The sequence below is a fragment of the Mesotoga sp. UBA6090 genome (genome assembly GCF_002435945.1).
GTDB lineage: Bacteria > Thermotogota > Thermotogae > Petrotogales > Kosmotogaceae > Mesotoga.
This window is the reverse complement of sequence record NZ_DIXC01000078.1, coordinates 1-14,520: the sequence shown is the minus strand read 5'-3', so window position 1 is coordinate 14,520 and position 14,520 is coordinate 1. Positions and strand designations below refer to the sequence as shown.

At 44.0% G+C, this 14,520-nt stretch carries 10 protein-coding genes and 1 pseudogene; 9 read left to right on the top strand and 2 right to left on the bottom strand.

The features are described from left to right. Positions 1-286, top strand: a 286-nt coding sequence (locus B3K42_RS12275; protein WP_292599014.1) for a hypothetical protein, incomplete at its 5' end; no start/stop codon positions are given. Between the two features lie 1,333 nt (positions 287-1,619). On the opposite strand, the pseudogene B3K42_RS12270 reads toward B3K42_RS12275, so the two are convergent. Beyond that, a pseudogene (locus B3K42_RS12270) lies at positions 1,620-2,567 on the bottom strand (MrcB family domain-containing protein). Between the two features lie 281 nt (positions 2,568-2,848). Between B3K42_RS12270 and B3K42_RS12265 the strand changes: the two are divergent. The 4 genes from B3K42_RS12265 (at position 2,849) to B3K42_RS12250 (ending at position 6,362) form a co-directional block, all read left to right on the top strand. Continuing rightward, on the top strand, positions 2,849-3,763 hold the full coding sequence (locus B3K42_RS12265; protein ID WP_292599012.1) for a transposase: 915 nt from the start codon (positions 2,849-2,851) through the stop codon (positions 3,761-3,763). A 238-nt stretch (positions 3,764-4,001) separates the two neighbouring features. Then, positions 4,002-4,661, top strand: coding sequence for a molybdopterin-dependent oxidoreductase (locus tag B3K42_RS12260; RefSeq protein ID WP_292599010.1), 660 nt, complete (start codon positions 4,002-4,004; stop codon positions 4,659-4,661). A gap of 29 nt (positions 4,662-4,690) precedes the next feature. Further along, positions 4,691-4,876, top strand: a complete 186-nt coding sequence (locus B3K42_RS12255; protein WP_292599008.1) for a hypothetical protein — start codon at positions 4,691-4,693, stop codon at positions 4,874-4,876. 481 nt (positions 4,877-5,357) lie between these two features. Beyond that, positions 5,358-6,362 carry an alpha/beta fold hydrolase gene (locus B3K42_RS12250; RefSeq protein WP_292599006.1) on the top strand — a complete coding sequence of 335 codons (1,005 nt, stop codon included), beginning with the start codon at positions 5,358-5,360 and terminating at the stop codon, positions 6,360-6,362. 900 nt (positions 6,363-7,262) lie between these two features. On the opposite strand, the gene B3K42_RS12245 is transcribed toward B3K42_RS12250, so the two are convergent. Then, entirely contained in the window at positions 7,263-9,350 is a 2,088-nt protein-coding gene (locus B3K42_RS12245) for an efflux RND transporter permease subunit (protein WP_110990349.1), read from the bottom strand. 124 nt (positions 9,351-9,474) lie between these two features. On the opposite strand from B3K42_RS12245, the gene B3K42_RS12240 reads away from it, so the two are divergent. The 4 genes from B3K42_RS12240 (at position 9,475) to B3K42_RS12225 (ending at position 13,794) form a co-directional block, all read left to right on the top strand. Beyond that, positions 9,475-9,960, top strand: a complete 486-nt coding sequence (locus B3K42_RS12240; RefSeq protein WP_110990348.1) for a MarR family winged helix-turn-helix transcriptional regulator — start codon at positions 9,475-9,477, stop codon at positions 9,958-9,960. Then, a complete protein-coding gene (locus B3K42_RS12235) occupies positions 9,957-10,622 on the top strand; it encodes an NAD-dependent epimerase/dehydratase family protein (RefSeq protein ID WP_258367233.1) in 666 nt (221 codons plus the stop codon). Before B3K42_RS12240 ends, B3K42_RS12235 begins: the two co-directional genes overlap by 4 nt. A 24-nt stretch (positions 10,623-10,646) precedes the next feature. After that, positions 10,647-10,973, top strand: coding sequence for a hypothetical protein (locus tag B3K42_RS12230; RefSeq protein WP_258367232.1), 327 nt, complete (start codon positions 10,647-10,649; stop codon positions 10,971-10,973). A gap of 799 nt (positions 10,974-11,772) precedes the next feature. Beyond that, positions 11,773-13,794, top strand: a complete 2,022-nt coding sequence (locus B3K42_RS12225) for a copper-translocating P-type ATPase (protein ID WP_110990350.1) — start codon at positions 11,773-11,775, stop codon at positions 13,792-13,794. Positions 13,795-14,520 lie beyond the last annotated feature (726 nt).

Below are 14,520 nucleotides of genomic sequence, written 5' to 3'. Positions count from 1 at the left end.
AATCCCCCTGGGCTACTCACCGGTTAAGGAGTGTGAGAAGAGGAGAGAGGGCGAGACTGAAGAGATGAGATCCCGTGCAGAATCACCACGGGATGACAAAGTGAGTGGACTTAGGGGCAGGCTATACGGGATGACACTCCTTAATGTCATCCTGACAATGCTCCTGGTCAGGATCTCGATCTTTGGCGCGAAAAGCGCGACCTTATTTGCATCCAAGAACCAGTCTGCTAACGCAGGCCGATCTTCTTCATCAGTCATCCCATTCAGAATCATATTCTACTTGTAGGGGCGAACGGCTGTTCGCCCGAAGAGGGGAAGCCCTCTCACAGGCGCAAGGCCCGCTTCTTTTGCAAACAGCCGCTTGGATAAGACACGCTGAAGGCTGTACGCTGGAAAACGAAGGATCGGGTTAAAAAAGCTTGTTGGGAAATACGGTTACTTGGAGCGGGTTACAGAGTGCGGGTTAGAAAGATCGGGTTGATGAAAGCGGTTTATCAGAACGGAGTAATGAAGAGCGAGATGTTGAAACAAGTTCATGACAAAATTGACAACAGTTCTGGGGTCTTGGGTCTAGGGTTTAGCGAACAAAAGTGACTCTAAACCATTCAGGATTATAAGTGCAGTGAAGACGTCATCCCAGACAGCGATCCGGGATCTGGGTTTTGCTCTTCAACGGTGAGCGGGTCCTTGGTATTTGACGACGGAGGCCGTGTCTTCAAAGCGTTCACCGTCCAGCGAATAGCGGATCTTCCAGCGTACAGCGGTTCCTAGATGTGAGATCCCGTACAGGAGGCCTGAACAGAAGCTCTTCAGGGCAGGCTCTACGGGATGACAGTCTTTTCTTGCTTCGCATCTTCTTCTTTCAGCCTTTCAAGTCATCTGACAAAGCTCCTGGTCAGAAGCTCAATCTTTGGCCCAAAAAAGGGACAGACGCAAGGAGCTCGTCTGTTCACATTTTGGCTTATGTTGATGTAAGCGTGTATGAGTGAACGGCTGTTCGCCTCCTAATGCACTGATATCCTAAATAGAAAAATTTTCAAATTCATTAGGGTATCCGGTGAAGATATCGACAAACTCAGATGGTTGTGCAGCGCATGTTTTTTCACCACTTAATCCATCGTTAACTCTGTGGCCTTTTCGGAGAGCGGGGAACCGTCAACGGTCAACGAGTATCAATCCGAGCCTCTCAAAATGCTCTTTCTCTCTTATCTCGATCTTATCGGTGAACCTGTCCTTGCTCTTGGACGAATACGGCAAACGCCCGAAAGGGCTATAGAAAAGCCCGTTCCGAGAGAACAAGAAGGCAAATTCTGCTTTTCGCTAAACATGAATCCGTAATTATTCCTTTTTAGGCAAATGCAAATGGTGAACAGCTGTGAGTAGTGGTCATCTGCTCTGAGTTCTCGTATAATCGTGGCTAGGCTTTCTTCTTTCGTATGCTTCTGAAGGCCTGCTTGAAATGATAGCAAAATCCCTTGTTCTCAGGCGTTGAGTGGTATTTGCTCAAGTGCGATTTAACCTGCGTGGAAAGTGAGTTGATATTGCTTGAAAGTCTTTCTACCTTCTGATCTAATTCATTCAGCTTTTTGGCATCCAATTCGTCACCCTCTTTGATTTTTTCAACTGCATCTCCAAGTGATTCGCCCTCCGCGGAAAGAGCAGCAGCTCGCGAGACTAACTCGGGACTTTCGAGCGAGAAGAATCTTTTTCCTTCGATGATCGGTCTTGGATGAACAGATACCGGCTTTCTCAAGTTCATCCAGGAACCCCTCTGTTTCATCGACTGAAAGGGCGCATCTTTCACTCACCTCCTGCAGGCTCAACGCGTAAAGATCAACTGAGTGGGCTTCAGTTGCGACCATTTCTGGAGTGCTTTCAGTTTCAAGTTTTTCTGCTTCATCCATAAATTCGGCACTTGAGACTTGCGGAGCCGTTTCGTGTTCGGAGATGATTTTCTTTATCTTTTCCTCTGGAGCCTCCGTCCCGATGATTTCCTTCAACCTTTCATAAAGAGCGATTATTTCAAACAAATCTCGCTTTAGAGTGTCATCTCCGGGAATCATTCCCTTCTCATACTTCTTTCCATAAATATGGCCCAGTTCATAAGCTACTCCCAATTCTCTATCCGTTTTAAGAGAAATCCTGTCATAGTCGAAACGCTTCTCCTGGCCGAGAATTCTTCAGTAGGCTTCTGCTGCCGAGGCGATCTTTTCCTTTGCCTGTGCGCCATAAGTATCTTTGAACGATAACCAACCTTGATTAAGAGAGAGATAGACAGCCGACATGTCTGACGTGAAGACGTACATTACGAAATAGCCGTGCGTAGGGGATTCTGTAATTTCCTTATCGAAGACACCGACCCATGGAATCTCCGCCCATTGGCCCTGTCCGGCAGGGGCCCTTACCGGGGCAGATACCTTGAACTGATCCGGGTGCTCTGAGTCCACTATTCCCTGAATCATACTGCTTACGTCACTCCTCAGAAAATTAGCGAGTTTGTTCTTCGAAAACTCCTTTCTCTTCTCAATGAGATACCTGTCAAGAATCCTGTTGATAGCTTCCTGCATAAGTCCCCCCTGATAATAATTGCCCTCAGATTGAACAATGATTTCTTAAGAAACTATTCAAACAATTAAAGCCTATCACTGCGATTATTCCAATTCCAAATAAAAGTGTGATTCCCATCCAACGATATTTTTCATCCATGACTCGGAAAGAGTATTCGATGGTTCAAGCTTTGGTGATTCCTTAATTGAAGATTTGGGTGATGACTATTGCACTTTTCTTTGCTATTATTTTCTCAGGCGGAGTGCTCCGCCTCTTCAAATCTTCCACTCGAGGTGAGATGATGCCTAGACATGCGAGGGTTGTTTTTGAGGGCGTGGCCCATCATATTACTCAGAGAGGGAACTACAGACAGAGCATCTTCGAAGACGATGCCGATAGGAAGAAATACCTTCAACTCGTAGGCGAATACTCTGAGAAGTACAAGACAAAGATCTTCGCGTACTGCCTAATGACTAATCACGTTCACTTCATTGCGGCTCCAATGAAGCCTGACTCACTGGCACTGACATTTAAGTATGCGAACATGAGGTATTCAAAGTACTTCAACTTCAAGAACAAGAAGTCGGGTCACTTATGGCAGGCAAGATTTTATTCCTGTCCTCTTTATGGGAATCACGCAATTGAAGCGGTTAGATATGTTGAAAGAAACCCGGCGAGGGCGAATTTGGTAGGCCTTCCATGGGAATATGAATGGTCGAGTGCTGCGGAACATGTCGGCCTCTCAGTTATCCAGTCTACATCGTCTGGTGGAAATCATAGCTTAGTCGACAGCCGTTCTGAGAACGAATCAAAGAATCACGATGCGGGGAATACTGTTGTTCGAGATACAAGAACGACGATTTCCCGCGAGACTGACTCTTCAAACAACAGCGATCTCGCAAAGCAAGAAACGATTTCAGCCGAGCAAGACATCCGAAAAGCATCAGTTGATTCAAATTCGGAGATTGCTAAACATGCTGAATATGGAATTACTCTTTCCTCTCTCGAAGAACTCGGTCTGAACTGGAATTCAAAAGGCTGGAAAGAGTTTTTGGGTTATCCAGATGATGAAAGCTTTCTCAAAGAGATGAGGAGCAACACAATCTCAGGGAAGCCATTTCTTTCTGAGGATTTTGTATTTGAACTTGAAGACAATACTGCCGTTTCAATGGCCAAAAAGAAGAGGGGAAGGCCTCGCAAAGGCCCTCAGCATTGAATACAACTGAACTCAAGAAATGAAAAGCCTACTTGTAGGAAAGCAATTTATCGAAGTTTTGATTCTCTAAGGAATGAGATACTGGACATAACCGCAAAGATTGCGATAATGTTAATAATGGAGTCTGAAAAGACGACGAAAAGACGAAAAGACGAAAAGAACGGAAAACCATCTGAACCATGAGAGTCCCTTTTTCATCTAATTTAGAACAGTACTAAGTATGAAGGAGAGACTTTTCTTGAAGACGACTGTATTGATTTCGGTGGGTATCATCGCATTAGTGATCATAGTGTTCGGAGTAAGCAGTATTCCAGACGATACTTATGCAACGGAGGTAATAGTAAAAGAATATGAGGGCATAAAGCTTGACGATCTCGATGCATTCAGGGAGAACTCTATCAAAGGTGTGCAATATGTGAATGAGGATGAGTATTCCCTGAAGATTGGTGGACTTGTCGAGGCACCCTATTCTATGAGCTATCCGCAGTTGCAGGAGCTACGGCACATTCAGAAGCTGGTCACGCTTCACTGTGTAGAAGGTTGGACGGCGAAGATGCTTTGGGAAGGAATTCCGCTCATCGACTTGATTGAGAAGGCGAGTCCACTGGGGCAGGTCACAAACGTAATCTTTAAATCTACAGACGGATACACAACGAGCCTGACTCTCGAGTACGTTCGCGAAAGAAACATAATAATTGCAGATAGACTTAATGGAATCGAACTGCCTCCTGCTCAGGGTTTTCCTTTCATTGTAGTTGCGGAGGACAAATGGGGATATAAGTGGGCCCGATGGGTCGAAGAAATCGAGTTATCCGACGATGACAAATACAGAGGCTATTGGGAAGAATACGGTTACAGCAAGGACGGAAGTATCGACAAGCCAATGTTTGACAGATGACTCACTTCCCCTTACGGGGAATATCAATAGTGAAAAACATTGGAGTTACTTACTCCATGAACACACTTCAATGGCTGCCGGGAGAAGACAAAGTTTTCTTCATCGATGAAAATAATGACCGTATTGCAATCTTTGATGCAATGAAGGGGATTTCATCTACAGGAGATCTCGTTTTCAGCGGTTCATCCTGCGCGGTCCTCCCCGGTGGCAAATAGCTTCTTTATGGCGATGCCTTCGAACTTAAGGCAATCAGACTGGATGGATCCGAGACAATCAGCTTGCTTGAAGTATCTGAATCAAGTGAAATTCTGATCGCAGGAAGCTATCCCTAAAGAGGAAATTCCTTCCTTCTTTTGTCGATGAGGCATGGAGAAAACTTTGACTACGCCCCTCAACTCTGCACTACTGAGTGAACATCTTTTTGCTCAGCTGTAAGTCATTTGCCGTCTCGAAGATACAGATCTTACAGTCCTTGGTTCTAAGCCCCTTTTGACAGAAGTCCTGCTCATTTGCTGACTCACTTGAATGCTATTAGGTTGCTGCGAATTCTTTCTCGTATGTAATGACATGGTTATATAGAAACCCTTAGCACCGTTTTGCTGAAATGATCTGAGTGATGTGATTTGTCTTCTCGATTTTTTTCGACGGGTGTATAGTAATAATGAAGCAACTTTCGAACAATAAGGAGTGAGAACATTGAGATTAACGAAGAGAGCTTTAATAGTTATGGTTGCGTTGATCTTGCTACTGGGAGGTATGCTCGTCGCTGTTAACAGCGAGTATACAGTTAAAAAAGGAGATACACTTTGGGGAATCGCAAAGGCATACGGTTTAGACTGGAAGGAGATCGCCAACCTGAACTGTATCACCGATGAGTTTACTCTGCAAATTGGCACAGTCCTCAAGATTCCAACATCCTATACTGAACAGTCCCTGCTTATTCCAAATGGGGACCACAACATACCTGCGATAATATGCTTGCCCAACGGTGATGGGCCATTCCCGATAGTTGTTATGCTACACGGGACTGGTTCCGACAAGAACGAAGCCGGCGGTGGATATCTCATAGCTGCTCCAGCTCTGGCGGAAGCAGGAATCGCGAGCATTCGCTTCGACTTTATTGGCAACGGAGAAAGCAATGCGGACTACATTGACTACAACTTCACCACAGCCCTATCTGATACGAATGCCGCTCTCGAATATGCTGCTGGTCTTGATCGGATAGACGAATACCGTGCAGGAGTGATGGGTTGGAGCCAGGGTGGCACAATTGCCTTGCTTGCTGCAGGTAACAATCCTGCATTCAAGTCAGTATTATGCTGGGCCGGTGCTCCAGATTTGTCTGGCGTTGGAAGCTTGGAGGCCTACGAAATCGCAAAAGAAAAGGGCTATTATGAACTTAATTTTGACTGGAGAACTCCTCTGAAACTCGGGCTGCAGTGGTTCAACGAAGCTTACGGCACAGACGTGTTGGAAGTTTTCTCTAATTCAAGTGCTCCAGTACTTGCTATTAACGGCGCGGAAGACACCGTGGTTGATCCAATAAATGCTCAGAGAATCGTTGACGCATCTCGAAATTCGGAATCCAAGGTCCTTCTAATTGAGGGTGCCGATCATACATTCAACATATTCACAGGCGATATGACAGCCTTCAATCAGCTCATCGAAGCTACGGTCAACTGGTTCGATAAAACACTCTAGAAACTTCACAAACCTCGAAAGTTTCTATCAGCGCGGAAAAGGGGAAGCCCATCAGGGCTTCCTTTTTCGTGGGGACTCCGTTATTTACGTAGAGTTAACATATGAACGAGATGAGGTTTCTATGGCTACAGTCTGAGACTAATTCAGATGTAAGATACTGTCGAAGGAACTTAATGTTTGCCAGTCTTTCTTGTTAGTAAGATGAGATGGAACGGTGAGTCACCTACTTCAATATTGAGCAATAATCTTCACGCCAGAAATATTTGTTTTTTGACCAAGAAATAGAAGGAAGTTGATGACTGCGTAAGTAGAGTTGTTATAACAGATTTGCCGAACACTGTCATCGCGAGACCCTGAGTCAGGTGTTGAACTATCGTTCTACGTTGTTTTGTGGTTCAAGGCAAGAAAAGCAGAAGCTAAGAGTGAGATGCTGAATTATGTTAAGCGTGACGGAGAATTATGCTTTAAGTTTCCCAAGGTTGTCATCCAGTGATCCGGTATCTTTTCTTACCTCGCCTTTTCAGAGTAAGGAGGTTTGCGGATCTTGTCGCTCAAAGAAGCCAGAAGATTCTTAGGAATTGCAACTCGTGATTTTATCGCTCGTTCCCTCGTGAATGACTAGCACTCTCAAAACCGCTTTTTCTCATTACAGTGGTCATTGTTTTCGCCGAAGTAACACGCGATGTTTCAAACCCGAATTCTACGGCCCTGGTTTCAGCGTGAGTAACCTCGTATGCAGACTAACTAATTAGCGTGTCTAGGTAAACACAATGTAAATAATGGAGTCAGTCACCAAGAAAAAGAAATGCCCTTGCTCTTCCAAGCAATCAGTGTCTCCTGGCAAGCGACCAGCGGATCTTTGGACGGTGGAGGGTTGACGGCTGACGGTTTTTTCAGCGATCAGTGAGCAGACTTTTTCCATTTGCTCACAATTCTCGGTATGACTGTAAGAGTAACTATGGCGCCTGTAAGCATACCTATTGCCAGAAGCAGTCCGAGCCCGGTGAACAGTCTCAATGGTGCAAACAGGAGCGAAGCAAATCCAGCAGCCAGAGCCATAGTGTTCGAGAGTATAGCCGGCCTGACTTCTTCTCTCGCTCTGTATATGTCTTTGGTCTCTATGAATCTATTGATCAGGTGGATCGAGTAATCTATTGTCATTCCCAGAAGTACCCCTGCAACGATCGCGGTCGAGATTTCCAGTTTGATACCCAGTATCGACATATAAGAGAAGTTGAAGAGTACGGACAAGGCAATTGGAAGCACGGAAACTATCGCCAGCTTGAAAGACCTGAAGACGACTATCAGGAGCAATGTTATGACTACTAAGGCCCACACAATAGTACTGACCTGGCTGACGAGTATCTCATTATTGACGCCGGATATAATCAGCAGGGGCGAGGCTATATATGGAGAATATTGCGGATAATTCTGGAGAATGGCTTTCAAGTTGTCCTCGAGCTGTTGAGAACTGACGGCATCTGTATTTGGAGTCTTGACTAGCAGTCGCAATGAGTTGCCCACCATATATTGCTGGACTGGAAGATCGCCGCTGCGCGCCGCCAGCTGGAGGATCGGCAGCGGTATGTTAAATGCGCTCGAAACATCCATGATTGAGGAAACACCTTTGACCTGTTCAAGCTCGTTTATTTCTGCGACTAGGCTAGATATGACTGTTGCATCGGCAGCGGTGAAGAGGCTGTTCTTGTTAAGGACGACATAAAAAGGCATATTCCAACCGAACTCTTCTCTGATAGTCTCGGCAGACTTCACGATCGAGGAGTTTTTCTTGAAGTAATCAAATTGGTCGAAGTTTCTCTCTATTCTCGAAATCAGAAAGGGTGATACGATTGCAAAGACGATTATCACTATTAATACAACTTTGTCTATCTTTTTTGCCTTTTCTGGTGTCGGACTCTTAAACCTTAGCTTTCTCTTTACCGACGGAAGATCAATGAAGAAGAGGGCGGCCGGAAGAGCAATAAGCACGAGCGCCGAGCTCATCATGATCCCGAGAGAGACCATTATGCCTAGCTGCCTAAAAGCCTCCAGGCTGCTAATCAGGAATGTTAGGAAGCCTACCGCCGTAGTCAGAGCCGAAAGAAATATGGGGATTAGTTCCTCGCGTACGGTCCGCTTAAGGGCAATATTCCTTTCCAGAAATCTTCTGTTAGTGATGTATCTATCTATGAAATGAAGTCCGTAAGAAGATGAGATTATGACTATAAAAAGACCCACCGTGGAGGTGAGAATGTTGATATCCAGACCTATCATTACTCCAAAACCGTATGTCCATAGCGCGGCGATGATCGAAAGAATCGAAGGGATGACGGCAGCCCGAACGCTTCCAAGCCTCAAGAAATAGATGAAGCTGATTAGACCGAAGAGAATGGGGGGATATACAACCATGAGCGACAGTATCGAACTGTTGAACTCTTCATCGACTATTGGCTCGCCGCTTGCGTAGAACTCCATACCCTCGAGCAAATCGCTGGCCAATTCAAGAATGCCTTTCACATCGGCACTATCGGTTACGTTTATCGGAATAAGGGCCACTTCGCCGTTCTCGTTAAGAAGGTTGTCCAGATAGAGTGGATTATTCAGTATCTCGCTGGCATTCTCAATGGGAAGTCCTTCCACGAAGTACGGCTCAACGTTAGTGCCGCCAATCAGACTAACCTTCGCTGCGTCCTGATAGGAGTTGTAACTAACGACTCCTTCGATCGAGGGGAGTTGCTGGAGGAAGTTGTAGATCATGAGTGAGTTGTCTTCCTTGAAGAGCCCGTCCGTCTTTATAACAATGATGATCTGCTTCTCGCTTCCAAATAAATCTTCCATCTTGCTCATGTTCTCTCTGGAAGGAGACTTCTCAGGGAGAAGGAACTCGCTGGACACGTTGATCTCCATTTTTGAGATAAAGAGCCCCATTACTACAGTGATGATTGCGAACAGGGCGATTATAGATATGGCGATCTTTCGATTGATCATGTTGGACTCCCCCCTTTGTATAGAATTGTACTACTTTCCTGGGAAAAGTAATGTTTATGTACAGTAAAAGTTGTTGATCGTTCAATATTTTAACTGTTATAATTGTTTTATAAGGAGGTGCAAGATGACTGCAGAAGGCAATCAAATCAGTCCGGAAAAGATACTGGAAACGGTTTTCGATCTGATCCGGAACTTCAGTAAGTTCTTCTCATTCAGCATAGACGCCGAAGAGATGAAGACAATAGAGCTTTACATCCTTCTATACGTTGCGCTCAAAGGTCCCCAGAGCATGTCCTCGCTGGCAAGGGAATACTCAATGACCAAGAGCAATATCACCGTTCTTGTCGACGACATGGAGAGAAAGGGCTTGCTTGCCCGTGTTCGTTCCGAGGAAGATAGAAGAGTGATCATGATAACCCTTACCGATAGCGGTAAGAGTTTTTTCGAGAGTTTCTTGGGCAACTTCTCGAAGTTGATCTCAACCTTTATTAGAAACGTTGGAAGCGAAGATCTCGCGATCATCACCGATGGTTTCGAGAGAATGACTAGCATAGTTGTCGATGAGGAATTCACCGATTCCGGTCACAAAAGCAGAGGTGATAAAGCATGATTCTTGTGACTGGTGCGAGCGGTCACGTTGGTAACGTTCTAGTCAGAGAGCTTGTCAGTAGGGGCGAAAAAACAAGGGCGATTGTCTTGCCCGGAGAAGATGTCTCTATGATCGAACTGGATGGAGTAGAGATACTTCGCGGCGATATAAGGGACAGAGATTTCGTGACCAAGGCCTGTGAAGGAATAGAGACCGTCTATCATCTGGCAGCACAAATATCCATATTGCCCACAATGAAAAAGCAGGTAAGAAGCGTCAACATAGGCGATACGGAGAACGTTATCCATGCCTGCAAGGTTCAGCATGTGGGAAAGTTGATCTACACGAGCTCCATCCACGGCTTCACCGAGCTAGAACCGGGAAGCGTGATAGATGAAAACGTCTCGTTCAACCCGGCTCGCACGAGCGGCGTCTACGGGAAATCCAAGGCCGAAGCCGTTCTCAACGTGCTCACGGCCGCGAGGGAAGGGCTGAACGCCGTCGTACTGTGCCCAACGGGCATCATTGGTCCTTTCGATTACAAACTTTCTGAAATGGGGAACAAGATAAGGCTCTTCGCAACAGGCAAGTTAAGAGTAGGAATCGAGGGGTCTTTCGATTTCGTGGATGTCCGAGATGTAGTGAGATCGGAGATAGAAGCCTCCATAAAGGCCAAGGCCTGAGAGGTATACATTCTCGGCGGCGAAGTGATCTCGATCCGTGAACTGACCGACATACTACACCAAATAACTGGAAAGAAGAGAGTGAGCACCTTTCTGAAAAGCGGCTCCGCATACGCCCTTTCGGCCATGTCGACACTTTACTACATGATCTTGAAGACGAAAGCCGCTTTCACTCCCTACACAGTACACACGCTTACCAGAAATTACAGGTATTCTCACGAAAAAGCGTCGAGAGTATTGGGCCATAATCCCAGAAAGGTCTCTGAATCTTTGAGGGATGCAGTCGAATGGGTATCGGGACATGGGACAATCAAACTGCAATCAAAACTGAACCCTGCACGGCAAATGTAGACTCTAGATTAAAGCACGAGAATCATGTAGGCGCGAGAAAACCAATTATCGAAGACATTTGCTCTAGAGTAACTGTGTTCTCTGCACAAGGTCTCAGCTCTTTTTGTTTCTTCCTTCTGTCATCCAGTACTAGCCGTTTAAGTGGTTCCGGTAGCTTTTCAATTTAATCGCCTTTCGACCTCCTTGGGCTATACAGCAAGCATCATTTTCCTGCATAGCGAGTCTCACTTATAGGGGGGAGGGTCTTCCCGGTCTCCTTTCTTCGGAAGGTAGCGTTGCACCCATCAACTTGTATTTCTTTGCTATTCAACAAAGATGTGCATTACTAGAATGTTAAAAATCGAGTCTGTCACCAAAGGGTCACACCAAAGGGCCACAAGGTATTCCTTTGGACTTATTAGATAAGTTATTAATAAAATTTCCGAATTGGTTCAAAGGTTTATTGCCAATAGGTAATGACATCGAGTTTAATAAGAAGAATATTGAGAAGTTCGCAAAAAACAATCTTGGTATTTCTAAAGAAGTACACAGATACTAATTTAGATATATTGAAGAACGAATAAATTCATAGAAACATTAATATTTTGTACCCATAGGAAGCCATAACACAGTAGTCGTGAAAGCTCCATTTTCCTGAGTTTGACTCTTTGATTTTTCTGATTCTATAATATGGTAGTATTGTAATCAGGGTTTTACCCTATTCGTTCCAATAAAATAGCCTCACGGGTTACGGTAATTTTTATTCAATTATTTTGCCATAATTTCCAGGAAAATCTGAAGAAGGGGTGTTTCTGATGTGATGAAAAAACAAAACCATAAAGATAAAGACAATTTAGAAGGAAAACAAGATCATCAAGATAGAAAACATTCTGAACAACAGCACCACGAACATATGATCGAAGACTTCCGCAGGCGTTTCTGGGTTTCTTTGATATTGACCATCCCCATCCTTGTTTTATCGCCTCTTATTCAAAATATATTGGGTTATGAATTTACTTTTCCTTTTGACAGTTATGTATTGTTTGCTCTATCTTCAGTGATATATTTCTATGGTGGATGGCCTTTCCTGACAGGGCTAATGGATGAACTGAAGAAAAAACAACCTGGCATGATGACCCTAATCGGGGTGGCAATAACAGTTGCCTATGGTTACAGTGTTGCTATCACTTTCGGGTTAGAAGGGAAAACCTTTTACTGGGAACTGGCTACTTTAATCGATATTATGCTTTTAGGTCACTGGATTGAAATGAAATCTGTAATGAATGCTTCCAATGCTCTGGAAAAGATTGTGCAACTGATGCCTTCAGAAGCCCATTTACTTGAAGATGGTCAGACAAAAGATGTAGCCATTGATCAGTTGAAAAGTGGAGACCTGGTACTTGTCAAACCAGGAGAAAAGGTTCCAGTCGATGGAGTTATTATTGACGGGGAAAGCCATATTGATGAATCTATGGTCACCGGTGAATCAAAGCCCGTAAAAAAGAAGAAAGATAATCAGGTGATCGGCGGTACAATCAATGGGAACGGGTCATTAACAATTAAAGCTCAGCAGATAGGGGAGGAAGCTTATCTAAGCAAAGTGATAAATATGGTTAAAGAGGCTCAAAGCGAGAAGTCTAAAACCCAGCATCTTGCTGACAAAGTCGCTTTTTGGCTTACTATTACTTCCCTTTCAGTAGGTTTTATTACTCTGGTTACATGGCTTTTCCTGGATCAACCTTTTGTTTTTGCCTTAGAACGTATGGCCAGTGTGATGGTTATCACCTGTCCCCATGCACTGGGTTTGGCTATTCCTTTAGTTGTAGCAATTTCAACTTCTCTTTCTGCACAAAGAGGCCTTTTGATTCGTAACCGCACGGCATTTGAAAATTCTCGTAAAATATCCCTGCTCGTTTTTGATAAAACCGGCACTTTGACCCAGGGAAAATTTGAAGTATTGAGATATGGAAGCTTGAACAACGCTTATAAAGATAAGCAGATATTAAGCTTAGCCGGTTCTCTTGAGTCAAAATCAGAGCATCCTCTGGCAACAAGTATTATGCAAAAAATAAAAAATGAAGGAATCAAACTACCAGAGGTAAAGAATTTTAAGGCTATTACCGGGAAAGGGGTAGAAGGCGAGGTGGAAAATAAAAAAGTAAAGGTAGTTAGCCCTGGTTTTGTAAAAGAAAAGGGGATAACGATACCGGATAGTGTCTATAAAAATGACCAGGAAACGATCGTGTTTGTATTGGTGGAAGAAGAATTAGCTGGGTTTATAGCTATGGGGGATGAGATAAGGAATGAATCCTATGAGGCGGTTAAAATATTGAAAGAGAACAATCTCAAAATTTATATGATGACCGGGGATAATGAAAAAGTTGCCAGAAGTGTAAGTGACGAACTGGATTTGGATGGTTATAGTGCTGAGATGCTACCAGACCAGAAACTGGAAAAAATCAAAGATTTTCAGGATAAAGGAGAATTCGTGGCCATGACTGGTGATGGAATTAATGATGCACCTGCCCTTGCAAAAGCGGATGTTGGTATTGCAGTGGGCTCTGGTACTGATGTAGCAGCAGAAACTGCGGATATTATACTGCTGAACAGTAACCCTATTGACATTGCTCATCTAATCGTTCTTGGGAAGGAAACATACAAAAAAATTGTTCAGAACCTGATCTGGGCGACAGCATATAATATCATAGCTATACCTCTGGCAGCAGGTGTATTGTATAACCTGGGAATCATTATCAGTCCTGCCATGGGAGCTATATTCATGAGCTTAAGTACAATCATTGTAGCTATTAATTCACAATTGTTGAAGAAAAAGTTTATCTGAAGGTTATTGCAAAATTCACAATATAGCAGGATAATAACGACGAACTCCATTCTTTAACAAAACAAAATAACGTTGTCGGTTGTACGCAAAGTTCAAAACATGAGAAGCCGAGACTTAAATAACGTTCATCGCTCCGCTTGGTCCATCGTCCAACGCTTGCCTGACGGCGCGCTTCGTCCATCGACAGGTGCAAAACACCATTGTAAAATACGTGAACCGTTTGATGCAAAGACAATGTCCATCGTCCATCACTGACGTTTCTTCCAACGCTCGTCTTGCTACTCACTTCGTCCATAGAATTAAAAAAATACGTGGTACGTTAGTAGGTTGTGCATTGTGGTGTTTTTCAAAGCTTTAGTTCTAATGCCCTCTTTGAGAGGGCTGCCGTAGGCTGGGTGTACGTATTTCGACGTTTCACTTTGTAAATCATGTTCCAATATTAGAGACCTGATAAAATGCTTGAAAAACAAGATATAGAGATAAAAAATCAAATGCCACATTCCACCATTAAGTTTCATGCTTATTTCCTGGATCAAATTGCCTAGATTTTTTACTTTTGCAGCAAGGTAGAAGGTTCTTCCGCCCTGGTTTACATAATCAATTATATTCTGGAAAGCGGCTATTTTTTTAGAATCGAGGAAAATTTGTACAGGTTCACCAGAATTTTAGATATTTAGTTCGAACACTTTGAGTTCTTTACCAGAGAGTCCGATATATCCGATCTCA

Bases quoted from the DNA above. Each gene is read 5' to 3' on its own strand.
- B3K42_RS12265 (WP_292599012.1), top strand. From the start codon at position 2,849: ATGCCTAGACATGCGAGGGTTGTTTTTGAGGGCGTGGCCCATCATATT.
- B3K42_RS12245 (WP_110990349.1), bottom strand. From the start codon at position 9,350: ATGATCAATCGAAAGATCGCCATATCTATAATCGCCCTGTTCGCAATC.
- B3K42_RS12240 (WP_110990348.1), top strand. From the start codon at position 9,475: ATGACTGCAGAAGGCAATCAAATCAGTCCGGAAAAGATACTGGAAACG.
- B3K42_RS12235 (WP_258367233.1), top strand. From the start codon at position 9,957: ATGATTCTTGTGACTGGTGCGAGCGGTCACGTTGGTAACGTTCTAGTC.
- B3K42_RS12225 (WP_110990350.1), top strand. From the start codon at position 11,773: ATGAAAAAACAAAACCATAAAGATAAAGACAATTTAGAAGGAAAACAA.